Source organism: Salipiger sp. CCB-MM3 (genome assembly GCF_001687105.1).
GTDB lineage: Bacteria > Pseudomonadota > Alphaproteobacteria > Rhodobacterales > Rhodobacteraceae > Salipiger.
In genome coordinates, this window is the sequence record NZ_CP014595.1 from 577,535 (window position 1) to 597,922 (window position 20,388).

The 20,388-nt window shown below is 66.6% G+C and carries 23 protein-coding genes; 9 read left to right on the top strand and 14 right to left on the bottom strand.

Features of this window, described 5'->3' with window-relative positions; genetic code table 11:
- Positions 1 to 149: 149 nt before the first annotated feature.
- The 3 genes from AYJ57_RS02805 to AYJ57_RS02815 all read right to left on the bottom strand — a co-directional run bounded on the left by AYJ57_RS02805 (position 150) and on the right by AYJ57_RS02815 (position 1,428).
- On the bottom strand, positions 150 to 575 hold the full coding sequence (locus AYJ57_RS02805; protein WP_157373931.1) for an OsmC family protein: 426 nt from the start codon (positions 573 to 575) through the stop codon (positions 150 to 152).
- Positions 576 to 663: 88 nt separating this feature from the next.
- Positions 664 to 954: a SelT/SelW/SelH family protein gene (locus AYJ57_RS02810; RefSeq protein ID WP_157374110.1), complete on the bottom strand. Its 291-nt coding sequence runs from the start codon at positions 952 to 954 to the stop codon at positions 664 to 666.
- An 18-nt stretch (positions 955 to 972) separates the two neighbouring features.
- Positions 973 to 1,428, bottom strand: coding sequence for an Lrp/AsnC family transcriptional regulator (locus AYJ57_RS02815; RefSeq protein WP_066100897.1), 456 nt, complete (start codon positions 1,426 to 1,428; stop codon positions 973 to 975).
- A 152-nt stretch (positions 1,429 to 1,580) separates the two neighbouring features.
- Here AYJ57_RS02815 and AYJ57_RS02820 point away from each other — a divergent pair, with 152 nt between their 5' ends.
- From AYJ57_RS02820 to AYJ57_RS02840, 5 genes are all read left to right on the top strand, one after another.
- Complete coding sequence (locus tag AYJ57_RS02820) at positions 1,581 to 1,886, top strand: DUF2849 domain-containing protein (RefSeq protein ID WP_066100900.1); 306 nt, start codon at positions 1,581 to 1,583, stop codon at positions 1,884 to 1,886.
- Between the two features lie 51 nt (positions 1,887 to 1,937).
- The gene (locus AYJ57_RS02825; protein ID WP_066100904.1) at positions 1,938 to 3,608 is read left to right on the top strand and encodes a nitrite/sulfite reductase; all 1,671 of its coding nucleotides are present in this window, start codon (positions 1,938 to 1,940) and stop codon (positions 3,606 to 3,608) included.
- Positions 3,609 to 3,624: 16 nt separating this feature from the next.
- Entirely contained in the window at positions 3,625 to 4,416 is a 792-nt protein-coding gene (locus AYJ57_RS02830) for a phosphoadenylyl-sulfate reductase (RefSeq protein WP_083191130.1), read from the top strand.
- On the top strand, positions 4,413 to 4,790 hold the full coding sequence (locus AYJ57_RS02835) for a DUF934 domain-containing protein (protein WP_066100907.1): 378 nt from the start codon (positions 4,413 to 4,415) through the stop codon (positions 4,788 to 4,790). Before AYJ57_RS02830 ends, AYJ57_RS02835 begins: the two co-directional genes overlap by 4 nt.
- Before the next feature lie 71 nt (positions 4,791 to 4,861).
- Positions 4,862 to 5,725, top strand: a complete 864-nt coding sequence (locus AYJ57_RS02840; RefSeq protein WP_066100910.1) for a ferredoxin--NADP reductase — start codon at positions 4,862 to 4,864, stop codon at positions 5,723 to 5,725.
- 191 nt (positions 5,726 to 5,916) lie between these two features.
- Here AYJ57_RS02840 and argE read toward each other — a convergent pair whose 3' ends face one another.
- The 4 genes from argE to AYJ57_RS02860 form a co-directional block, all read right to left on the bottom strand.
- Entirely contained in the window at positions 5,917 to 7,122 is a 1,206-nt protein-coding gene (gene argE, locus AYJ57_RS02845) for an acetylornithine deacetylase (RefSeq protein WP_066100913.1), read from the bottom strand.
- Positions 7,119 to 8,609 (bottom strand): tripartite tricarboxylate transporter permease, encoded by a 1,491-nt coding sequence (locus AYJ57_RS02850; RefSeq protein ID WP_066100916.1) that lies wholly within the window; start codon positions 8,607 to 8,609, stop codon positions 7,119 to 7,121. The genes argE and AYJ57_RS02850 overlap by 4 nt, the downstream gene beginning before the upstream one ends.
- Positions 8,610 to 8,621: 12 nt before the next feature.
- The gene (locus tag AYJ57_RS02855; protein WP_066100919.1) at positions 8,622 to 9,116 is read right to left on the bottom strand and encodes a tripartite tricarboxylate transporter TctB family protein; all 495 of its coding nucleotides are present in this window, start codon (positions 9,114 to 9,116) and stop codon (positions 8,622 to 8,624) included.
- Between the two features lie 107 nt (positions 9,117 to 9,223).
- Entirely contained in the window at positions 9,224 to 10,195 is a 972-nt protein-coding gene (locus AYJ57_RS02860; RefSeq protein WP_066100922.1) for a Bug family tripartite tricarboxylate transporter substrate binding protein, read from the bottom strand.
- Positions 10,196 to 10,319: 124 nt separating this feature from the next.
- Here AYJ57_RS02860 and AYJ57_RS02865 point away from each other — a divergent pair, with 124 nt between their 5' ends.
- Positions 10,320 to 11,231 (top strand): LysR family transcriptional regulator, encoded by a 912-nt coding sequence (locus AYJ57_RS02865; protein ID WP_066100926.1) that lies wholly within the window; start codon positions 10,320 to 10,322, stop codon positions 11,229 to 11,231.
- 23 nt (positions 11,232 to 11,254) lie between these two features.
- Here the strand turns inward: AYJ57_RS02865 and AYJ57_RS02870 are convergent, their stop codons facing one another.
- A complete protein-coding gene (locus AYJ57_RS02870; protein ID WP_066100927.1) occupies positions 11,255 to 11,893 on the bottom strand; it encodes a hypothetical protein in 639 nt (212 codons plus the stop codon).
- A 170-nt stretch (positions 11,894 to 12,063) separates the two neighbouring features.
- Positions 12,064 to 12,768 carry a hypothetical protein gene (locus AYJ57_RS02875; protein WP_066100930.1) on the bottom strand — a complete coding sequence of 235 codons (705 nt, stop codon included), beginning with the start codon at positions 12,766 to 12,768 and terminating at the stop codon, positions 12,064 to 12,066.
- Between the two features lie 169 nt (positions 12,769 to 12,937).
- Between AYJ57_RS02875 and infC the strand changes: the two genes are divergently transcribed.
- Positions 12,938 to 13,522: a translation initiation factor IF-3 gene (gene infC / locus AYJ57_RS02880; RefSeq protein ID WP_442974730.1), complete on the top strand. Its 585-nt coding sequence runs from the start codon at positions 12,938 to 12,940 to the stop codon at positions 13,520 to 13,522.
- A gap of 283 nt (positions 13,523 to 13,805) precedes the next feature.
- Here the strand turns inward: infC and AYJ57_RS02885 are convergent, their stop codons facing one another.
- Genes AYJ57_RS02885 through AYJ57_RS02900 form a run of 4 tightly spaced genes read right to left on the bottom strand, consistent with a single transcriptional unit; the run spans position 13,806 to position 17,921 of the window.
- Positions 13,806 to 14,798, bottom strand: a complete 993-nt coding sequence (locus tag AYJ57_RS02885; protein ID WP_066100933.1) for a molybdopterin-binding protein — start codon at positions 14,796 to 14,798, stop codon at positions 13,806 to 13,808.
- A complete protein-coding gene (locus AYJ57_RS02890; RefSeq protein ID WP_066100936.1) occupies positions 14,795 to 15,790 on the bottom strand; it encodes an XdhC family protein in 996 nt (331 codons plus the stop codon). The genes AYJ57_RS02885 and AYJ57_RS02890 overlap by 4 nt, the downstream gene beginning before the upstream one ends.
- Positions 15,791 to 15,820: 30 nt before the next feature.
- A complete protein-coding gene (locus AYJ57_RS02895) occupies positions 15,821 to 17,029 on the bottom strand; it encodes a DegT/DnrJ/EryC1/StrS family aminotransferase (protein WP_066100939.1) in 1,209 nt (402 codons plus the stop codon).
- Positions 17,030 to 17,075: 46 nt separating this feature from the next.
- A complete protein-coding gene (locus AYJ57_RS02900; RefSeq protein WP_066100942.1) occupies positions 17,076 to 17,921 on the bottom strand; it encodes a LysR family transcriptional regulator in 846 nt (281 codons plus the stop codon).
- A 104-nt stretch (positions 17,922 to 18,025) separates the two neighbouring features.
- Here AYJ57_RS02900 and AYJ57_RS02905 point away from each other — a divergent pair, with 104 nt between their 5' ends.
- Positions 18,026 to 18,244, top strand: coding sequence for a hypothetical protein (locus tag AYJ57_RS02905; protein WP_066100946.1), 219 nt, complete (start codon positions 18,026 to 18,028; stop codon positions 18,242 to 18,244).
- On the opposite strand, the gene AYJ57_RS02910 is transcribed toward AYJ57_RS02905, so the two are convergent.
- Positions 18,234 to 18,896, bottom strand: coding sequence for an HAD-IA family hydrolase (locus AYJ57_RS02910; RefSeq protein ID WP_066100951.1), 663 nt, complete (start codon positions 18,894 to 18,896; stop codon positions 18,234 to 18,236). The two genes, AYJ57_RS02905 and AYJ57_RS02910, sit on opposite strands and share 11 nt — an antisense overlap.
- 120 nt (positions 18,897 to 19,016) lie before the next feature.
- On the opposite strand from AYJ57_RS02910, the gene glmU reads away from it, so the two are divergent.
- Complete coding sequence (glmU, locus tag AYJ57_RS02915; protein ID WP_066100954.1) at positions 19,017 to 20,387, top strand: bifunctional UDP-N-acetylglucosamine diphosphorylase/glucosamine-1-phosphate N-acetyltransferase GlmU; 1,371 nt, start codon at positions 19,017 to 19,019, stop codon at positions 20,385 to 20,387.
- Position 20,388 lies beyond the last annotated feature (1 nt).

Below are 20,388 nucleotides of genomic sequence, written 5' to 3' on the forward strand. Positions count from 1 at the left end.
CCCCTGCTCTTCCTCTTGGCGAAAATATCCCGGGGAGCGCGAGGGGCTGGCCCCTCGCTCCGGTGCGTGCCAGAGGCGCCACGCCGGATGTGAAAAGGGCGCCTCCCGCAGGACGCGCCCTTCAAGATTGCGCTCAGCGCTGCACCCGCTCAGGCCAGCGAAGCATCCATGGTGATCTCGGCATTGAGCAGCTTGGAGATCGGGCAGCCCGCCTTGGCCTTGTTCGCCGCCTCCATGAAGGTCTCTTCGCTCGCGCCGGGGATCACGGCGGTCAGCTTCAGGTGGCTCTTGGTCACGGTAAAGCCGCCGTCCCCCTGCTCCAGCGTCACCGTGGCGACGGTGCTGATGTCCTCGGCCTTGAGATCGTAGTCACCAAGGATGTTGCTCAGCGCCATGGAAAAACAGCTGGCGTGGGCGGCGGCGATCAGCTCCTCGGGGTTGGTGCCCGCCTCGTCGCCGAAACGCTTGTTGAACCCGTAGTTCTGCTTGTCCAGCACGCCGGACTCGGTCGAGACGGTGCCGGTGCCGTCTTTCAGGCCACCTTGCCAGTTCGCGGATCCGCTCTTGTTGATCATCTCTTGGGTCTCCTCTTTCTGCCCCTTCGGGCGTTCTGGAGCGAAACCTAGCACAGCGCGGCGCAAGGTCACGCCTGTCGGAAAAACTTCATGACCCACGGTCGGAATAGCCAAGATCGCGCTCGGGCGCGATCACGTCGCGCAGCCGCTGCTTGAGCACCTTGGGCTCGGGGAAGCCACCATCGCGCTTGCGCTCCCAGAGCAGCGTGCCGTCCACCGAGACCTCGTAGACCCCGCCGTACCCGGGCACCAGCGTCACACCGCCAAGATCCTCGCCGAAGGTCTGCAGCAGTTCCTGCGCCATCCAGCCCGCGCGCAGCAGCCAGTTGCAGCCGGTGCAATAGGTGATCGACACCTGCGGTTTCGATGGCTCGGGCATGTCGGTCATCTCGCCTCCTCAGAGCGGCAGCGCGTTGGTGTTCTTGATCTCTTCCATCGAGAGCAGCGCGGTCACGTTGTAGACCTTCACCTCCGAGATCAGCGCCTGATAGAAGACATCATAGGCGCGGGCGTTCTTCACCCGCACCTTGAGGATATAGTCGATCTCCCCCGCGAGGCGATGCGCCTCCATCACCTCGGGCCGCTCGCGCAGGGCTTTGAGGAATTTCGCCTGCCAGTCGGCCTCATGCTCCGAGGTGCGGATCAGCACGAAGAAACAGGCCTCGAACCCCAGCTTCTCGGGATCGGGGATCACCACCTGCGGGCCGATGATCCCGGCCTCGCGCATTTTGCGGATGCGATTCCACACCGGGGTCTTGGAAGAGCCCACGGCGCGGGCAATTTCGTCCAGCGAACGGCCCGCGTCCTCCTGCAGTTCCAGAAGAATTTTCCGGTCGGTCTCGTCGATCGCCATGGCTGTTCCGCCCTTTTGCCTGCTTTGGAACGTCGTCACTCTGCTTAACCACAGGATGGAACGGATGTCCTTATATTTCCGCCCCACTGGCCGCAATGGGGGACAAAATTCTATACTGGGTGGCAACAAACCCCTTCCCGGAGTGTACCCCGATGCCGAAGCCCTTCACGCCCAAGGTTATCACCGCCAACGCGCTGATCGAAGGCGACGTGATCTATCTCGCAGCCGATGACAGCTGGGTGCGCGATCTCGCCGAGGCCGAGGTGATCACCGATGAGGCCATCGCGCAGGTCCGCCTTCTGGACGCGCAGGCGCGCGCCTCGGAGACGGTTGGCGTCTACCTCGCCGACGTCAAGCCGGGCGCGGGTGGGCCCGAGCCGACGCACTTCCGCGAGGATTTCCGCCGCACCGGCCCCTCGAACTATTTCCACGGCAAGCAGGCCGAAGCCGACGCCTGATCCGGCGCCCCTCCCCCTTCGCAGCGACCAGGCCAGACGCAGGAGACCCAGATGTACCGCTATACCGAGTTCGACACCGCCTTCATCCAGGAACGCAACCGCCAGTTCCGGGGCCAGGTCGAGCGCCGCATCGCCGGCAACCTCACCGAAGACGAATTCAAGCCGCTGCGCCTGATGAACGGTCTCTACCTGCAGCTGCACGCCTACATGCTGCGCGTGGCGATCCCCTATGGCACCTTGAGCTCGGCGCAGATGCGCCAGCTCGCGCTGCTGGCCGAGAAGTGGGACAAGGGCTACGGCCATTTCACCACCCGTCAGAACATCCAGTACAACTGGCCGAAGCTTTCGGATGTGCCGGACATGCTCGACGCGCTCGCCGAGGTGAACCTGCACGCGATCCAGACCTCGGGCAACACCATCCGCAACGTGACCGCGGACCACTTCGCCGGTGCCGCCGCCGACGAGATCGCCGACCCGCGCCCGGTGGCCGAGCTGCTGCGCCAGTGGTCGACCGACCACCCCGAGTTCCAGTTCCTGCCGCGCAAGTTCAAGATCGCCGTCACCGGCGCGCCGAACGACCGCGCGGTGATCAAGGCGCATGACATCGGCATCGAGATCGTCGAGAAAGATGGCAAGCAGGGCTACCGCGTGCTCGTCGGTGGCGGCCTCGGCCGGACCCCGATGATCGGCAAGGTGCTGTCGGACTTCGTCGCGCAGGAAGACCTGCTGCCCTTCGTCGAGGCCACCGTCTCGGTCTGGAACCTGCTCGGCCGCCGCGACAACAAATATAAGGCGCGCATCAAGATCACCGTGCATGAGCATGGCATCGAGGAAATCCAGCGCCTCGTGACCGAGCGTTTCGCCGAGACCAAGGCAGCCTTCAACGGCGCCGACCTCGAGCTCTACGAAGAGATCACGCAAAGCTTCCAGCCGCCCGCCTTCCGCAATGCGCCCGAGGACGACTTCACGGCGACCTATGACGCCGATCCGGTGTTCCGCTCTTGGGCCGACACCAACCTCGCCGAGCATAAGGCGCCGGGCTATGCCATCGTGCAGGTCTCGCTGAAGGCCCATGGCCAGACCCCGGGCGACGCCTCTGCCGATCAGATGCGCGTGCTGGCCGACCTTGCCGAGCGTTTCGGCCATGACGAGCTGCGCATTTCCCACGAGCAGAACGTGATCCTGCCGCATGTGCACAAGTCGGACCTGCCGCAGCTGCACCAGATCCTGAAGGCGCATGGGCTTGCCACCGCCAATATCGGCAAGATCAGCGATATCATCGCCTGCCCCGGCATGGACTACTGCGCGCTGGCCACGGCGCGCTCGATCCCGATCGCAACGCAGATCGCCACCCGCTTCGACGAGCTGAAGACCGAGCATGAGATCGGCGATCTGAAGATCAAGATCTCGGGCTGCATCAACGCCTGCGGCCACCACCACGTGGGCCATATCGGCATCCTCGGGCTGGATCGCGGCGGCGTCGAAACCTATCAGATCACCCTCGGCGGCGACGGCACCGAGACCGCCGCGCTCGGCGAGCGCACCGGTCCGGGCTTCTCCTATGAGGAAATCGTGCCCGCAATCGAGCGGCTGGTGGACGCCTACGTCGAGAACCGCGAGAGCGCCGACGAGACCTTCCTGCAGGCCTATCGCCGCCTCGGCATGGCGCCCTTCAAGGAAGCGCTCTACGAGACCGACAAAAAGAACGCCGAAGCGGCCTAACGGAAGCGCGGAGCGGATGACCCTTCATCTTTCCCCAAATACTCCCGCCGGAGGCATCCCGGCGCTGCCGCCCGAGGAACTGGCGGCGCGTCAGGCCCGGGTGGACGCGCTGAACGCGCGCTACCGGCACCACGGTGCGACCGCGGTGCTGGAGGGCGCTCTGCGCGATCCCGAAGCGGGGCGTATCGCCATGGTCTCGTCCTTCGGGGCGGAATCGGTGGCGCTGCTGCACCTCGTGGCGGTGGTGGACCGGACAACCCCGGTGCTCTTCATCGACACGCGGCTGCTGTTTGCCGAGACTCTGGAGTATCAGCTCGAGGTGTCCGAGCGGCTGCGACTGTCGGACGTGCGGGTGATCCGCACCGACGAGGCGCTGCTGCAGTCGCGCGATCCCTATGGCGCCCTGCGCTTCTCCGATCAGGACGCCTGCTGCGCCCTGCGCAAGACCTTCCCGCTGGAGCAGGCCCTCGCGGGCTTCGACGGCTGGATCACCGGGCGCAAGCGCTATCAGTCCAAGACCCGCGCGGGCCTCGAGTTCTTCGAGCTCGAAGAAGAGACCGGGCGGATCAAGGTGAACCCCATGGCCCATTGGGCGCCCGAGGACATCGGTGCCTATATGGACGAGAACCGCCTGCCCCGGCACCCGCTGGTGGCGCAGGGCTACCCGTCCATCGGCTGCGCGCCCTGCACCAGCAAGGTCGCCCCCGGAGAGGACCCCCGCGCCGGACGCTGGCGCGGCGAAGACAAAGTTGAATGCGGCATCCATTTCGTGAATGGCGAAGCCGTGAGAGAAGGACAGAGCCAATGACCGTCATCGTCACCGACGCGGGCTTCGGCCCGGACAGCTGGGCAGATCAGGACACTCCCGTGGTTGACCTGCCCTCGGATACCGACCCTGCGACGCTGGAAGTGCCGCATAACGCCATCCATGTGCGTATCGCCTTCCCCAGCTTTGCCGATGGCCGCGGCTTCACGCTGGCCCGCCTGCTGCGGCTGCGCGGCTACACCGGCACGCTGCGCGCCGCAGGCCATGTGATCTCGGACCAATACGCCATGGCCCGCCGTTCGGGCTTTGACGAGGTCGAGATCTCGGACGAACTGGCCGCGCGCCAGCCCGAGGACGAGTGGAAATTCCGCGCCGATTGGCGGAAACACGACTACCAGTCCCGCGTGCGCGGCTAAACCGCCTTTCGCCTGATCTGCATCAACGATACACCCAAGGGGCCGGTCCTATAGGATCGGCGAGAGAGATCATGACAGAGATGACCCCCGTGACCGAAGCCTCCGCAGCGAAAGCCGACGCGCCCAAGAAGATGGTGCTCCCCGACGCCCAGACCGTGACCGAGGTCAAGCATTGGACCGACCGGCTCTTCTCGTTCCGTGTCAGCCGCCCCGCCAGCCTGCGCTTCCGCTCGGGCGAGTTCGTGATGATCGGCCTGATGGGCGATCCTGACCCGAAGACCGGCAAGCAAAAGCCGCTGCTGCGCGCCTATTCCATCGCCTCGCCCAGCTGGGACGAAGAGCTGGAGTTCTACTCGATCAAGGTGCAGGATGGCCCGCTCACCTCAAAGCTGCAGCACATCCAGCCCGGCGACGAGCTGATCCTGCGCCCCAAGCCCGTGGGCACGCTGGTGCATGACGCACTGCTGCCGGGCAAGCGCATCTGGTTCTTCGCCACCGGCACCGGCTTTGCGCCCTTCGCCTCGCTGCTGCGCGAGCCGCAGACCTACGAGGATTACGACGAGGTGATCATCACCCACACCTGCCGCGAGGCGGGCGAGCTGGAGTATGGTGCCGCGCTGATCGAGAGCCTGAAAACCGACGAGCTGCTCAATGAGCTGATCGGCGAAGGCTTCTGGAAGAAGATCAAATACTACCCGACGACCACCCGCGAAGAGAGCCCGAAGATGGGCCGCATCACCGACCTGATGCGCTCGGGCGAGGCCTTTGCCGACCTTGGCGTCGCGCCGCTGAACCCCGAGACCGACCGCGCAATGATCTGCGGCAACCTCGCCTTCAACCTCGAGCTGAAGGAGATGTTCGAGGAATACGGCCTCGAAGAGGGCGCCAACTCGGACCCCAAGCACTACGTGGTGGAAAAGGCCTTCCTCGACTGAAGCGCCCTGCCCGCGATACAAGAACGCCTTCCGAAGGAGACTTCGGAAGGCGTTTTCTTTTGTAGGGTTGCCGGGGCTGACCGGCGACGCCGGGGATAGGTGAAGACGTCGCCGGCCCCGGACCCGGGCAGACCCCGGGCCATGCCGAGGACCACCGCGCAAGGCTCTCGCGCGGCGGCCAGTTCAAACCCTCAGGCGGCGGCCTTCTGCGACAGCTCGGCGATGATGCCGCGCAGGAAGTCCACGCAGAGGTCAAGCTGCGCGAGGTCGACGAACTCGTTGGGCTTATGCGCCTGCTCGATCGAGCCGGGGCCGACGATGACCGACGGGATGCCGCCGACCTGCTCGAACACCCCGCCTTCGGAGCCGTAAGAGACCTTGCCACCCCACGCCTCGGGCATCAGCCGCGCGTAGCGGGCATAGCCGGCGCTGTTGCGCGCCTCGCCCATCGCCGGATAGGCGAAGATGCGTTCGAAGCGGATGCCGGTGCCCGGCGTTTTCTCGGCCATGGGCGCGCCCACCTCGGCCTCGATCTGCGCCAGCAGCTCGGCCATGTCGGCCTCGGGGTCCATATCGGCGATCGAGCGCAGCTCGAAGGTGAAGCTGCAGCTGTCGGGGGTGACATTGGTCGCCACGCCGCCCTCTACCATGGTCGCCAGCATGGTCGCATGCGGCACGGTGAAATCCGCGTCGAACGGGCCTTCGGTCTCGTAGCGCTTGCCGCGCTCGGAGATGCGCGCGATGGCCTGCGCGGCGTATTCGATGGCGTTCACATGCTCGGGCACAAAAGACGAGTGCCCCGACGTGCCGGTGACATGGGCGCGCATGGCGATCTTGCCCTTCTGGCCGGTCACCAGTTCCATCATCGAGGGCTCGCCGATGATGGCGAACTCTGGCGGCACCGGCAGCGACGCCAGATGCTTGGCGATCGCCGGAGCGCCGAGGCAGCCGACCTCTTCGTCATAGGAAAAGCAGAAATAGACCGGGCGCGTCAGCTGCGCCGCCGCAAGCTCGGGGGCGACCGCCATGGCGCAGGCGGCAAAGCCCTTCATGTCGCAGGCCCCGCGCCCGTAGAGCTTGCCGTCCCGCACTTCGGCGGTGAAGGGGTCGCTCTGCCACTCGGGCTCGTCGGCGGGAACCACATCGGTGTGGCCGGACCAGACCAGCCCCGCCACATCTTCGGGACCGAAGGCCGCGACGAGATTGGCCTTGGTGCCGGTCTCGTCGGGCAGGATGGTGATCCGCGCGCCGAGCGCGCGGAGGTAGTCTGCCATATGGTCGATCAGCGCGCGGTTCCCATTGCGGGAGACCGTATCGAAGCCGATCAGGTCCGAGAGGTGCTGCGCGGCGCTGGCCTGCCGGTCAGGGGCGGGCGTTGTCTCGCTCTGCAGGGTCATTGGGCAACTCGTCTTTCTGTTTTTGTTTTCTGGAACTCGCGGCGCACGGTGACGGACACGACGAACACGATGAGCGCGGCAAACAACCATGTGATCGGCGACGACAGTAGCACCGCCGGGTCACCGCGCGAGATGGCAAGCGCGCGGCGCAGGTTCTCTTCCAGCATCGGGCCGAGGATGAAGGCGATCAGGAATGGCGCTGCGGGAATGTTCAGCAGGAACATACCGAAGCCCACCAGCCCCATCACCAGCAGCACGGCCACGTCGAAGGTGCTCGAGGCGATCGAATAGATGCCGAAGATGCACAGCAGCAGCACCAGCGGCGTCAGCAGGGTCTGCGGGATGTGCGAGACCTTGGCGAACATGCGCATGGTCGCCTTGCCCGCGAAGAACAGCAGCACCGAGGACACCAGCATGCCGATCAGCAGCATGTAAACCTCGTGGATGTTGGTCTGGAACAGCAGCGGTCCGGGGGTGAGGCCCTGGATCATGAAGGCCCCGAGCATGACGCCGGTGATCACGTCGCCCGGCACGCCAAGCGCCAAGAGCGGGATCATCGTCGCGCCGCAGGCGCCGTTGTTGGCCGACTCCGAGGCGGCGATGCCTTCCAGCTCGCCCTTGCCGAAGTTCGCGCCCTTCTTGGAGCTGCGCTGCGCCTCGCCATAGGAGAAGAAGGCCGCCGAGGACGGGCCGATGCCGGGAATGGCGCCCAGCACAGAGCCGATCACCGAACCCTTGAGGATGGTCTTCAGCGAGCCCATGAACTCTTCGCGCGTCACATGCTGCGCGCCGAGCGTGGCCGCCTCTTCCTTCTTGGCCGCGCGCATCACGACCAGCTTGATCAGTTCGGGCAGCGCGAAGAGGCCGATCAGCACCGGCGCGATCGAAAGACCCGCCTGCATGTCGGGGGTGAAGGCAAAGCGGAACGAGCCGTACATATCCTCGCCCACGGTCGCCAGCAGCAGACCCAGCGCCGCCGAGACGAGGCCGAGCAGCAGCGAACTGCCCGAGACGCCCGCAACGGTGGTCAGCGCGAAAAGCATCAGCATGAAGAACTCGGGCGGGCCGATGCGCAGCGCCAGAACCGCCAGCGGCGCGGCAAAGAAGATCAGCGAGAGGTTCGACAGGAAGTCACCGATCACCGAGGAATAAAGCGCCATGTTCAGCGCCTTGCCCGCCTTGCCCTGCTGCGCCAGCGGGAAGCCGTCGAGCGCGGTGCAGGCCGCCGAGGCGGTGCCCGGCGTCTTGATCAGGATGGCCGAAACCGAACCGCCGTAGGTCGAGCCCTTGTAGAGGGCGACCAGCAGCAGGATCGAGGGCACCGGCTCCATGTAGAAGGTGAAGGGCAGCGCCAGCGTCACCGCCATGGTCCCGGTCATGCCGGGGATCGCGCCGACGATCACCCCGCCCCAGATGCCCGCGACCATGATCAGCAGGTTCTGGAAGGTGGCAACCGCTTGCAGCGCCGAAAGGATTTCATTGAGCATTGTGGTCTCCGATCAGAAGCCGAAGGGCTTCGTCAGCGCGCCCTTGGGGAACTGCGTGCCAAGCGCGGAATGGAAGAACAGCGTCAGGAGGATCGGGCCGCCGAAGCACAGGAGGACGATCCAGATCTTGTGGCCGCGCTCGCCGGTCATCAGCACGATGGCCAGCGTCAGCGCCATCGTGGCGACCAGAAAGCCGACGTAGGGCAGCAGCGCCAGAAACAGGCCGAAGGCGACCACGAGGCCGGCAAACCGCCCGATCATCCGGGCGCGACTGCTGCCGTCGGTCTCGATCGGCTCATCCTCGGGCTGCGGACGGCTAAAGGCCAGCACCAACGCCAGCAGGCCAAGCGCGAGACCGGCGATCGACACGGTGCGCGGCCACATATCCGGCGGCGGGGCAAAGCCGGGGATGAAGGCGGGGCGAGGCACGAAAACGGGAACCAGGGCGAAGGCGGTAAGCGCGAAGAAAGCAGCAATTACCAGCCCCCGCAGGACGGGCTTGGACATGGCGATGCTCCTGGGAATGGGGTCCTCCGGTGGAGGAGAGTGGCGCGGCCCTCAAAAAGGGGCCGCGCCTTAAGCGTCACTGGCGCGGGCGCGGGCCCGCCGCACGCTCAGTTCGACAGGTAGCCGAAGTCCTGAGCGAGACCGTGGAACAGCTCATACTGGCCCTTGGCGTAGTCGGTCATGTCGACGTCACCGATGGTCGAGATCGAGCCGCGGCGCGCCGCGAGGTCGAGCCACTTCTCGTCGGTGGCGACCTGGCTCAGCACTTCGTCCCACTTAGCGACGACGTCTTCCGGCAGGTCCTTGGGACCGTAAAGGGCGCTCCAGCCAGCGATCTGACCGGCTTTCTCGTAGCCCATCTCCTGCGCGGTGGCGACGTCGGGCAGGCTGTCCATGCGCTTGGGAGCGAAGACCATCAGCGCCTTCATGTCACCGCTTTCGATGTGCGGCATCAGCGAGGCTGCGGCCATGGCGACGAAATCCACGTGACCGCCGAGCAGAGCGGTCGCCAGTGCGCCGCCGCCTTTGTAGGGCACGAGGGTCGCGGCGGTCAGCGGGTCGAGGTCGTTGTCGGCCAGCAGCGCCTGCGTGGTGAAACCGTCGATGGCGGTCGCACCCGAGGCGGCATAGGTCATGCGGCCGTTGCTGTCCTTGATCGCGGCGATCAGGTCATCAACGCTGTCATAGGGCGCATCGCCGCGCACGGCGAGGATCATCGGCGTGGCTTCCAGCGCACCAAGGAAGGTGTAGGCGTCCCACGGAACGGCGTTGCCGGGGGTCACGGCGGGCGACAGCGCCATACCGACGCGAGCCAGCAGCAGCGTATAACCGTCGGCGTCGGCTTCCGACACCGAACGCGCACCGTTCATGCCGCCAGCGCCGGGCTTGTTCATCACGGTGACCGGCTGGCCGAGGAAGGGCTGCGCGGTCTCTGCCAGCGCGCGGCCAGCGAGGTCCGACGCGCCGCCGGGGCCGTAAGGCACCACCAGCGTCACGGCTTGGTCGGGGTAGGTCTGGGCCGCTGCGGGGCCGGTTGCTGCGATCACGGCAAGGGCGATCGATCCGAGTAGCTTTTTCATTATTCACCTCACATAGGGTCCGGGGAGGCCCCGGAACTGTTGGATCGGCGCCACCATCCACAGTATGCGATTGTTGACAATAGATGCTGAATAGTTGCACAAAATGCATACTGAGGGAGCGGTCATGTACAAGATACGGGAACTGGAGGCCTTCGACGCCTATATGCGCCTCGGCGGTGTGAAGCTGGCCGCCGAGCATATGGAGACCAGCCAGCCGATGATCAGCCGGCTGCTCTCGGGTCTCGAAGAGAAAGTCGGCTTCGCGCTTTTCCTACGCAAGCGCAACCGCTTGGCCCCCACCCCCGAGGCCTTTCGCTTTCACCAGACGGTGGTGCGCCACCTCGCCGGGCTGCGTGATCTCGAGCAGGAGGCGGTGGCCATCGCCAATGGTCAGGTCGGGCATCTGGTGATCGCCGCACAGCCGGTCTTTTGCGACACCTTCTTGCTCGATGCGCTGCGCAGATTTCGCGAGACGCACCCGCAGGCCACGGTTCAGATCGTCGATGTGGGCATGGCAGAGATGCTGCGGATGATTTCAGAGCAGCGCTGCGACCTCGCCTTCGGAATCACCCTCAACGCCGATGCCTTCGGCGGCGAGGCGCTGCCGCTGGGCCATTGCACGGCACGCTGCATCATGCCGAAGGGTCATCCTCTGGGCACGGTCGAAGAGATTCCCCTGCCCCGGCTGCGCAGGGAATGGTTCATCGACCTCTCGCCCGACAGCCCGCTGCGCCAGCGCGTCGATCACATGATGGATACGATTGACGTGCGCCGCACCATCGCCGCCGAATTGCGCACGCTGCACGGCGTGGTGCGGCTGGTGGAGCGCGGGGTTGGTGTGGCGATTGTCGATCCGGTGGCGCTGCGGCTGATCGACCCCGAGAAGGTCTCGGCGCATCGGCTGATCCCGGAAATCACCTGGGATATCGCGCAGTTCCTGCCCCGCGACAGGCCGCTGAGCGCGGTGGGTCAGGCCTTTGCAAAGGCCATCGCCGACGAGATCGACAGTCTCAAAAACGATGGGCTGGTGACCTGATGCACAACGCCGCCGGGCGCAGGTCAGTCCTGATTGAGCTGCGCGAGGGTCGCCGAGGATGACGGTGCCAGACCAAGCATCAGCAGCCCCCCGAACACGCCCAGCAGGCTGAGCGCCGTGTAAATGGACATGCCTTCAAAGAAGCTCAGCGCCATCACCGTGCCGGGCTGAAAGTTGTGAACCATAAAAACAGCGGTGATCCCGGTCAGCCCCGAGAGCGCGGCCAGAAGCGGCAGTTCCGCCCGGCGGAGCGACGGCAGCGCAAGCCCCGCAAGTCCCGCCGCACCGATGAGCAGGCCGGTGACCGTGCCCGGAGACATGCGATCGTGCATCGGCCGTTTCGCCAGCAGCGCGTCGAGCCCCTCGGCCCCGAAACTCACCACAAGCGTATTGGTCAGCGCCACCACTGCTGCGCCCGCAGCGCAGGCGAGAACCCGGCCAGAGGTCTCGCGCCCGCTTGCCGCAACGGCCAGACCGCAGAACAGCAGGGCGAGGGAAATGGCGGTGCTGGGCACCATGGCGGCCCTGTCGGGCCCGGAGCGCACCAGAACCTCGATATGCGACAGCCAGCCAAGCAGCACGCTGGTCACAAGCGCCAGCGCCACCAGCGACATCAAAAGGGCGAGGTTGCGCAGCAGCACAGGGGTCTTTTGGCTCGTCATCAAGGTCGATCCGGCTTGGCGCGCGCATGCGCGAAACGATCAGGAGTACGCAGCATTTAACCGGTCGGATCACCCCCGCGCCAGAATTTCTTGACGCGGGGATGTCGTTTTTTGTGCCACCCTCTCAGGTCAGCCTCAGCGGCCAGCATAGGGACCGCGCATCAAAGCGCTCAGAGGCCGAGCCGTTCGCGCGCTTCTTCGAGCACCGGGGCCAGTTGCTCGGGCGCGTCCCGCACCGCCGCCAGTGCCGATTTGGTCGCCTCTTTCGCCGCGAACCCAAGGTCGGACTGGTCGATGTAGGCCTCGGCCTTGTCGTAGTCGAAACCGTCCACGGTGAAGAGCTCGCGCAGGTCCTCATCGCTCATCGCGGCAACCTCTGCCGCGCTGTCGCCGGCCCCCTCGAGCGCGCGATCTGCATTCTCCATCGCGCCTTCGGCCGAGGCCATGGCGCTGTCGGCGGCGTCGCGCAGGCTGTCGGCGGCATTGCCCGCCGCCTCGGATGCGCTGTCCATCGCCTCGCGCGCGCCTTCGGCCACCGCCGCCGCGGCGCCCTCTGCGGTTTCCGCCGCCTTGCCCGCCGCATCCGACACCGCATCCATCGCGCTGTCCGCCGCCTCGCCCGCCTTGTCGAGCGCCTCGCGTCCCGAGGCTGCCGCCTCATCGGCCACATCGTTCAAGGTGTCGCTGGCCTCCGCCGCTTCTTGCTGCGCTTCATCCGCCAACTGATCGGCCTCATTCCCGGCGTCTTCCAGAGCCTCCTGCATCGTATCCGGCTCGGCGGTCTCGTCGCTCATCGGCACGTCGTCCTGCCCCATGCCGAAGACCACGATGATCAGGATCAGCACGGCCCCGACGATCAGAATCGCTTGTTTCATCTCAGATATCTCCAGTGTCGCGTGCGTGTGACATAGGTAGTCACCCTGCCATGACCAGCACCCAAGCGCCTTGGTCGCGGGCCAAAGCCCCCAAGATCGGCAAGTTGAGGCTCGTCAAGCGACGCATTCGGCCATTTGCCGCTTGAAACAAGCGGATCGCAGCACTACTTTGCGCGCCTACCAGATATGGCAACAAAGGACGAAAACCATAGCTCGCAGACCTCACAACGCGCCCCCGACGCGCGACACCGGCCCCCGCGTCAACGATCGCATCCGGGCTCCCGAAATCCGCCTGATCGGCGCCGAAGGCGAGAACCTCGGTGTGCAGACCCCTGCGCGCGCGATGGAAATGGCCGAAGAGGCCGGTCTCGATCTCGTCGAGATCTCGCCGAACGCCAAACCGCCCGTTTGCAAGATCATGGACTTCGGCAAGTTCAAATACGAACAGCAGAAGCGTGAGAGCGAGGCGCGGAAGAAGCAGAAGACCATCGAGGTCAAGGAAGTTAAATTCCGCCCCGGCACCGATACGCATGACTATGACGTCAAGATGCGCAACGTGCTGAAGTTCCTCGAAGGCGGCGACAAGGTGAAGATCACCCTGCGCTTCCGTGGCCGCGAGATGGCGCACCAGAACCTTGGCCGCGAACTGCTCGAGCGAGTGTCCGAGGACGTCAAGGAAGTGGGCAAGGTCGAGAACATGCCCAAGATGGAAGGCCGTCAGATGGTCATGATGATCGGTCCGATCACCAAATAAGGCCAACGGCCAAGCACGGTATTTCGCGTGCTTATTGTACAAACCCGCCGCGCTGCCGCCGGCGGGTTTTGCTTTTTTTGGGGCACGGCCCTATGCCGTGTTTGGCGGTGCTGCCCCATTGCGTTTCTTCGGGGCGCTGCCCCATTGCCGTGTGTGGGAGCGCTGCCTTTTGCCGCGTTTGAGGGCGCTGCCACTTTGCGTTTTTTGGGGGCGCTGCCCCCGTGCGCCTGCGGCGCCCTCCCCCGGGATATTTTCGCCAAGAGGAAGCAAGGGCGCGGAGGCATTAGCCCTCGCGGGGGCGCGGGCGGGAGGGCGGCTCTTTGAGCAGGCCACCGACGCCCATGGCGGCGATCTCGGAAGGGCTGACCGGCACGCCGCAGATCAACCGCTCAAGCACCCAGTCCGCACCGTTGAGCGCGGGCGAGCGGGCGCAGCCCGGCAGGCCGATCACCGGGCGCCCCATGTGCTGGCCGTAGAACAGCAGATTGCCCGGATCGACCGGCATGCCGAAATGCGTCACCTCGCCGCCCGCGCGGCGCAGCGCCTCGGGCGCCACGTCATGCAGATCAGAGGTGGCCGAGCCGGTAAGGATCAGCACCATGTCCCCCGATGCCGCGCTTATCGCCTCGGCCAAAGGCTCCGCCCGATGCGGCACCTGCACGCGCGGCCCAAGCTCGGTGCCGAAGCGGTCGAGCCGGGCGCGGGTGGCGCGGCGCCCCTTGTCGCCCGGATCGCTGCCGACGCTTGTTTCGATCAGCGTGGCGCTGCGGGCGACGGGCGCATGCAGGCGCAGCGCGCCGCCCTGCGCCGCCGCGCAGGCCTCTGCCAGCGCCGCCTCGGGCACGGCGTAGGAAATGATCTTCACCGTCGCCACCATGGCGCGCGCGGCGCAGCGCTGCCACGGTCGCAGGGTGGCCACGGTGATCATCGGGTGCACCGCGTTGACCGCGTCGATCCGCGCCGCATCCACCTCGATCACCCCCGGTCCGACCGCGTGAAGGTTGACCCGCCCGGTGGTCGCCGGACCCAGCTTGAGCCCCGCCGCCTCCGGCGCGGGCAGCAATGCCTCGGCCAGCCGCTGCGCAGCGATATCCTCGGGCACATCATCCGGCCCGAGCCTTGCGACGATCACCTCGTTTTGCCCCGCCGCGCGCAGCCGCGAGAGGTCGCCCTCCGTCAGAATATGCCCCTTCCTGAGCCGCCCCTGCGGCAGCGCCACTGCATGGGCGAGCACCGCGCCTGCGGCCTCGCCGAGGGGCACCGGGCCAAATTTCACGCGCCCTTCCTCAGCACGCGGGTCATTTCGGCAATGATCGAAACAGCGATTTCCGCCGGGCCGGAAGCGCCTATGTCGAGGCCGATAGGGCCGTGGATCAGCGCGATCTCCGCCTCGCTGAACCCGGCCTCGCCGAGCCTTGCCACGCGCTTGGCATGGGTGCGGGTGGAGCCGAGCGCGCCGATGTAGAAGACCTTGCTGCGCAGCGCCGCCTCGAGCGCGGGATCGTCGAGCTTGGGGTCATGGGTCAGCAGCACCAGCGCGGTGCGGCTGTCGAGGCCGAGCTTGCTGACTGCCTCATCGGGCCAGTCGTCGAGGATGGTCTCGCCGGGAAAGCGCGCTTCGGACCCGAAGGCGCCGCGCGGATCGATCAGCACCGGATCATAGGCCGCGATGCGCGCCATGGGCAGCAGCGCCTGCGCGATATGCACCGCGCCCACCACCAGCAGCCGCAGCGGCGGGTTGTGGATGGCGACGAAGGTTCGGCTCTCCTCGGCAAATCCCGAGCGGTCCATGCGGAAGGCCGTTTCATGCCCGTCATAGGCCAGCTGCCGGACCTGACTGTCCAAGTCCACCACATAGGCCACAGGAGTCCGCGCCGCGCGCGCGGTGCAAAGCTCTGCCAGCAGCGCCTCGGGCAGGACGTCGCCCACCGGCTCGACCAGCACGCGGATGGTGCCGCCGCAGGCGAGGCCGACGGCAAAGGCATCCTGATCCGACACGCCAAATTCCAGCTCGCGCGGCTTGCCTTCGTCCAGCGCCTCCAGCGCCTCGACGATCACCGCGCCTTCGACGCAGCCACCCGAGACCGAACCCTCTATTTCACCATCTCCCGAAATAGCCAGCTGCGCGCCGGTGCGGCGTGGTGCCGAGCCCCATGTCTCGATCACCGTCGCCAGCGCGGCGCGGCGCCCGGCGCGGTGCCATGCGAGCGCGGTTTCGGGGATGGCGTCGAACCGGGCGGTGTCGAGGCTGCCTTTGATATCGCTCATGGGATCTCCTCCGAAGGGCTGAACGGGCCGTCAGCCCGCCTGCTGATAGACCGCCGACACTTCGGCGCGGATGATCCGCGCGATCAGCGCGCAGTCCTCGAGGCTGAAAGTCAGCGGCAGGCGCATGTCGAGAATGCCGGTCAGGATGCGGTCGGTGGCGGGCATCGGGCTGGACGGCGCGTAACGCCAGCTGTCGTAGCGCGAGGTGAAGGCCACCGGCTCGGCACCGCCGAACCACTTCAGCTCGACCCCGCGCGCGGCGCAGCGCGCCAGCAGATCGGTGATCGCCTGCGGCGCCCAGTCGAGCACCAGCGCCTGAATCGATGAGCCGACGTAGCTTTCTTGCGCCGGCCGCTCGATCACCGTGAGCCCCGGCGTGCCGCGCAGCCCCTCTTCGACCACGCGGTAACGGTCATTCCAGCGCGCGATCTGTTCGGGCAGCGCCGCCAGTTGCGGGCGCAGCAGTGCCGCGCGCAGATTGTCCATCCGGCCCGAGACATTGGGGGTGACGTATTTCACCCGCTCGAACACCTCGGGGCCCGGCGCGGCAAGGTGCCGCTCGTAAAGCATGTAGCTGCCCGAGAGCATCACCGCGCGCGCCGCGATCTCTTCGTCGTCGGTGACCAGAAAGCCGCCCTCGCCCGAGTTCATATGCTTGTAGGTCTGCGTCGAATAGCAGCCCACCGCACCGTGGCGGCCCGAGGGCGTGCCGTTCCACGACGCGCCCATGGTGTGCGCGCAATCCTCGATCACCGGCACCCCGGCGGCGTCGCAGAGCACCATCAGCCGGTCCATGTCGCAGATGTGGCCGCGCATGTGTGAGAGCATCAGCGCCCGCGCGCCGGGCAGTTTCGCGGCAAGATCGTCAAGGTCGATGACCAGCGCTTCGGTTACCCCGACGAACTCTGGCACCGCGCCCACCGAGGCGATCGCCCCCGGCACCGGCGCCAACGTGAAGGCGTTGGTCAGCACCCGGTCGCCCGGCCCGACCTCCAGCGCGCGCAGGGCGCAGCCAAGCGCATAGCCGCCCGAGGCCACCGCGACGCAGAAGCGCGCGCCGGTGAAAACGGCGAACTCCTGTTCCAGCAGCGCGGTCTGCGCGGTCTCACCGGCGGCGGTGTTGTAGCGGTGCAGGCGGCCGTGGCGCAGCACTTCCAGCGCGGCCTCGATGCCCGCCTCCGGGATCGGCTCCTGCTGGGTGAAATTTCCGGTAAATTGTTCGGTAAATCGCTCGATCATGGGGCATTGATGCGCCCCCGCCGCGCGCGGGTCAATGCGGATTGCGTCACGCTGTCGTGCCGCGCCGTTCGGGCGCGGTGAGCAGCCCGTGCAGCGCGTCCAGCGCGGCGCGCACCGGCGGATCGTGGCGGGCGTCGTGATGGGCCACCAGCCATTCGTCATGGCTCAGCGCGTCAATCGGCTCGGACAGGCGCATCAGCCCCGGCTCGGCATCCCCGGCAAAGCAGGGCATGACGATGCGGGCCACGCCGCCAAGCGCGAGATCGAGCGCCAGCCGGGCGTCGGAGGCATGGGTGACGATCTCGTCGGGGTGGGTCACCCGCAACCAGCGTTCAGAAGGTGTGCTCGCGGCGCCGGGCGGAAGGGTGACATAGCCCTGCACCTGCGGGCCGCGCCCATAGGCGGCGTAGCTCAGCCGCACGGTGCGGCGCCCGGCGAGCCAAGGCTGCTCGGGGCGGCGGTTGCGGATGCCGATGTCTGCGGCGCGGCGGGCGATGTCGAGGTCGGCGTTGGAGGCCGCGAACTCGGGCAGCCAAGCATCCTGCGGCGACCAGACCCGCGCCAGCCCGCGCGCGATGTAGCGCGAGGTCCAGAGCCCGGCGGTGATGCGCACCCGCACCGGCCCCTCCTGCGCGGTCCAGCGCGCCAGCAGCGACGCCTGCGCGCGCAGCCCGCGCATCTCTTCGGCCAGTTGCCGCCCCTCGGCGGTGAGCGCATAGCGCTGCGCGCCGCGCTGGAACAGGCGCTGGCCAAGCTGACGCTCAAGCTCGGTCATGCGGCGGCTCAGGGTCGGCTGGCTGGCGCCGGTCAGCGCGGCAGCGCCGCCGAGCGTGCCGGCGTCGGTCACGGCAAGGAACAGCATCACATCGTCGAGGCTGGGTGCGTCTTTCATTATTGAAAATCCGCTTCGGCATTTCGCGACTGATCGCGCCTTCATCTGCCAGCTAAACTGGAGCCTACGAAGGCACATCTTTCATTATCAGAAGGAGAGCCGCGATGCAGGTTCTTTTGCAGCCGCTGCGCCAAGCGCAGCAGGCCCCGACCTCTTATGCGCTGGAGAAACAGGCGGCGCTGACCGAATTGGCAGCACAACGCCGCGCGAAACGGCGGTACCTCGCGACGGCGCCACTGCGGGGTGCGCGTGCCCTTTCAGGGCTGTTGGTGGAAAAGCTGTTTCGGAAATTCCCGAAATGGCGCCTCAGGCTCAGCCGATGAGGCGCGCCACCGCTTCGGAGAGCTCGTCGAAATGGCCGATCATCGCCTCGGGGGCCAGATCGCGCACCGCTTCGCCATCGGGACCGAAGCCCACGAGGATGCAGGGCACGCCCGCCGCCTTGGCGGTGTTGCGGTCGGTCGCCGTATCGCCGACCAGCAGGCTTTGCGCCACTGCGCCGCCCGCACGTTCCACCGCCGCCACATAGGGCGCCGGATCGGGCTTGCGGGTGGGCAGTGTGTCGGCCCCGATGAGCGCGTCGAAATGGCCCCGGGCACCCATCCGCTCCATCAGCGTCTGCGCCAGCCCCTCGGGCTTGTTGGTGCAGATGCTCACCTTGTACCCCGCCGCGCGCAGGCCAGACACAGCCTCCAGCGCACCGGGGTAAAAGCGGGTGTAGCGGTCGATCGCCTCGCCATAGACCGACAGAAGCTCGGGATACCAGCGCGCGATCAGTTCCTCGGAGAAGGCATTCTCACGCTCCAGCCCGGCGGTCAGCATGGCGCGCCCGCCTTTCACCGCGATACCTGCGTCGGCGTCAGGGTCGAGCCGGACCTCCAGCCCCATGCCTTCGAAACAGGCATTGGCGGCAGCGATCAGGTCGCCGCTGGTGTCGGCGAGCGTGCCGTCGAGATCAAAGACCACCGTGCGCATTCTGCTTGTCCCTTTTGCCCTGCCCTGTCACAGGCTGAAATCCAACGTGACATGGGGCACCTTGCCCCCCTGCCTCAAGCGGATAAAACGGGCGCAGGCAGAAGACAAACAGGAAACCGCATGAGCATCGCGCTGATCCTCCTTGCCGCGGGCAAGGGCACCCGGATGGAATCCGACCTCCCCAAGGTTTTGCACCGTCTCGGTCAGGCGCCGCTGCTGTGGCACGCGCTGCGCGCCGGACAGGCGCTGGAGCCCTCGCGCGCCGTGGTGGTCGCCGGACATGGCGCCGAGGAGGTCACCGCCTCCACCGCCGAGTTCGCCCCCGAAACGCAGGTGGTGATCCAGTCCGAGCAGCTTGGCACCGCCCATGCGGTGGCGCAGGCCAAGCCCGCGCTTGCGGGGTTCGAGGGCGACGCGCTGGTGCTTTACGGCGATACGCCCTTCATCACCGACGACACGCTCGAGGCCATGCGCGAGGCGCGCGCCAAGCATGACGTGGTGGTGCTGGGCTTTGAGGCCGCCGATCCGGGCCGTTACGGCCGCCTGATCACCCAAGGCGACGCGCTGGAGCGGATCGTCGAATTCAAAGACGCCTCCGAGGCCGAGCGCGCCATCACCCTATGCAATTCCGGCGTGGTCTGCGCGGCCAGCCAGACGCTCTTTGATCTCATCGACGCCGTGGGCAACGACAACGCGTCGGGCGAGTATTACCTCACCGATATCGTCGAGATCGCCCGCAGTCGCGGCCTTTCGGCGGGGGTCGTGCGCTGCGACGAGGCCGAGACGCTGGGCATCAACTCCCGCGCCGAGTTGCGCGCTGCCGAGGCCGCCTTCCAGTCCCGCAAGCGTGCCGAGCTGCTGGACGACGGGGTGATGATGCTCGCCCCCGAGACCGTCTTTTTGGCGTGGGACAGCTACATTGGCCGCGACGCCGAGATCGAACCCAATGTGGTCTTCGGCCCCGGCGTCACCGTCGAGAGCGGCGCGCGCATTCGCGCCTTTTCCCACCTCGAAGGCTGCCACGTCAGCCGTGGGGCCATCGTCGGCCCCTACGCCCGCCTGCGCCCCGGTGCCGAACTGGCCGAGGACGTGCATGTGGGCAATTTCGTCGAGGTGAAGAACGCCTATCTGGCCGAAGGCGTGAAAGCCAACCACCTGACCTATCTGGGCGATGCCGACGTGGGCGAGCGCACAAACATCGGCGCAGGCACCATCACCTGCAATTACGACGGCTTCTTCAAGCACCGCACCACCATTGGCAAAGAGGCCTTCATCGGCTCCGACACCATGCTGGTGGCGCCCGTGACGGTCGGCGACGGCGCGATGACTGGCTCGGGCTCGGTGGTGACCGAGGATGTGCCCGCCGGGGCGCTGGCGCTGGGGCGCACGAAACAGGTGACCAAACCGGGCTTTGCCACCAGACTGCGCGACATGCTGCGAGCAAAGAAAGCCGCCCAAAAGGCGGAGCAGACCGCCGGAAAGAAGGAATAAG

Bases quoted from the DNA above. Each gene is read 5' to 3' on its own strand.
- AYJ57_RS02855 (WP_066100919.1), bottom strand. From the start codon at position 9,116: ATGTCCAAGCCCGTCCTGCGGGGGCTGGTAATTGCTGCTTTCTTCGCG.
- AYJ57_RS02900 (WP_066100942.1), bottom strand. From the start codon at position 17,921: ATGAAAGACGCACCCAGCCTCGACGATGTGATGCTGTTCCTTGCCGTG.
- AYJ57_RS02825 (WP_066100904.1), top strand. From the start codon at position 1,938: ATGTACCGCTATACCGAGTTCGACACCGCCTTCATCCAGGAACGCAAC.
- AYJ57_RS02820 (WP_066100900.1), top strand. From the start codon at position 1,581: ATGCCGAAGCCCTTCACGCCCAAGGTTATCACCGCCAACGCGCTGATC.
- AYJ57_RS02840 (WP_066100910.1), top strand. From the start codon at position 4,862: ATGACAGAGATGACCCCCGTGACCGAAGCCTCCGCAGCGAAAGCCGAC.
- AYJ57_RS02895 (WP_066100939.1), bottom strand. From the start codon at position 17,029: ATGATCGAGCGATTTACCGAACAATTTACCGGAAATTTCACCCAGCAG.
- AYJ57_RS02835 (WP_066100907.1), top strand. From the start codon at position 4,413: ATGACCGTCATCGTCACCGACGCGGGCTTCGGCCCGGACAGCTGGGCA.
- AYJ57_RS02870 (WP_066100927.1), bottom strand. From the start codon at position 11,893: ATGACGAGCCAAAAGACCCCTGTGCTGCTGCGCAACCTCGCCCTTTTG.
- AYJ57_RS02865 (WP_066100926.1), top strand. From the start codon at position 10,320: ATGTACAAGATACGGGAACTGGAGGCCTTCGACGCCTATATGCGCCTC.
- AYJ57_RS02890 (WP_066100936.1), bottom strand. From the start codon at position 15,790: ATGAGCGATATCAAAGGCAGCCTCGACACCGCCCGGTTCGACGCCATC.
- AYJ57_RS02860 (WP_066100922.1), bottom strand. From the start codon at position 10,195: ATGAAAAAGCTACTCGGATCGATCGCCCTTGCCGTGATCGCAGCAACC.
- AYJ57_RS02910 (WP_066100951.1), bottom strand. From the start codon at position 18,896: ATGCGCACGGTGGTCTTTGATCTCGACGGCACGCTCGCCGACACCAGC.
- AYJ57_RS02815 (WP_066100897.1), bottom strand. From the start codon at position 1,428: ATGGCGATCGACGAGACCGACCGGAAAATTCTTCTGGAACTGCAGGAG.
- AYJ57_RS02875 (WP_066100930.1), bottom strand. From the start codon at position 12,768: ATGAAACAAGCGATTCTGATCGTCGGGGCCGTGCTGATCCTGATCATC.
- AYJ57_RS02905 (WP_066100946.1), top strand. From the start codon at position 18,026: ATGCAGGTTCTTTTGCAGCCGCTGCGCCAAGCGCAGCAGGCCCCGACC.
- AYJ57_RS02805 (WP_157373931.1), bottom strand. From the start codon at position 575: ATGATCAACAAGAGCGGATCCGCGAACTGGCAAGGTGGCCTGAAAGAC.
- glmU (WP_066100954.1), top strand. From the start codon at position 19,017: ATGAGCATCGCGCTGATCCTCCTTGCCGCGGGCAAGGGCACCCGGATG.
- AYJ57_RS02830 (WP_083191130.1), top strand. From the start codon at position 3,625: ATGACCCTTCATCTTTCCCCAAATACTCCCGCCGGAGGCATCCCGGCG.
- AYJ57_RS02850 (WP_066100916.1), bottom strand. From the start codon at position 8,609: ATGCTCAATGAAATCCTTTCGGCGCTGCAAGCGGTTGCCACCTTCCAG.
- AYJ57_RS02810 (WP_157374110.1), bottom strand. From the start codon at position 954: ATGCCCGAGCCATCGAAACCGCAGGTGTCGATCACCTATTGCACCGGC.
- argE (WP_066100913.1), bottom strand. From the start codon at position 7,122: ATGACCCTGCAGAGCGAGACAACGCCCGCCCCTGACCGGCAGGCCAGC.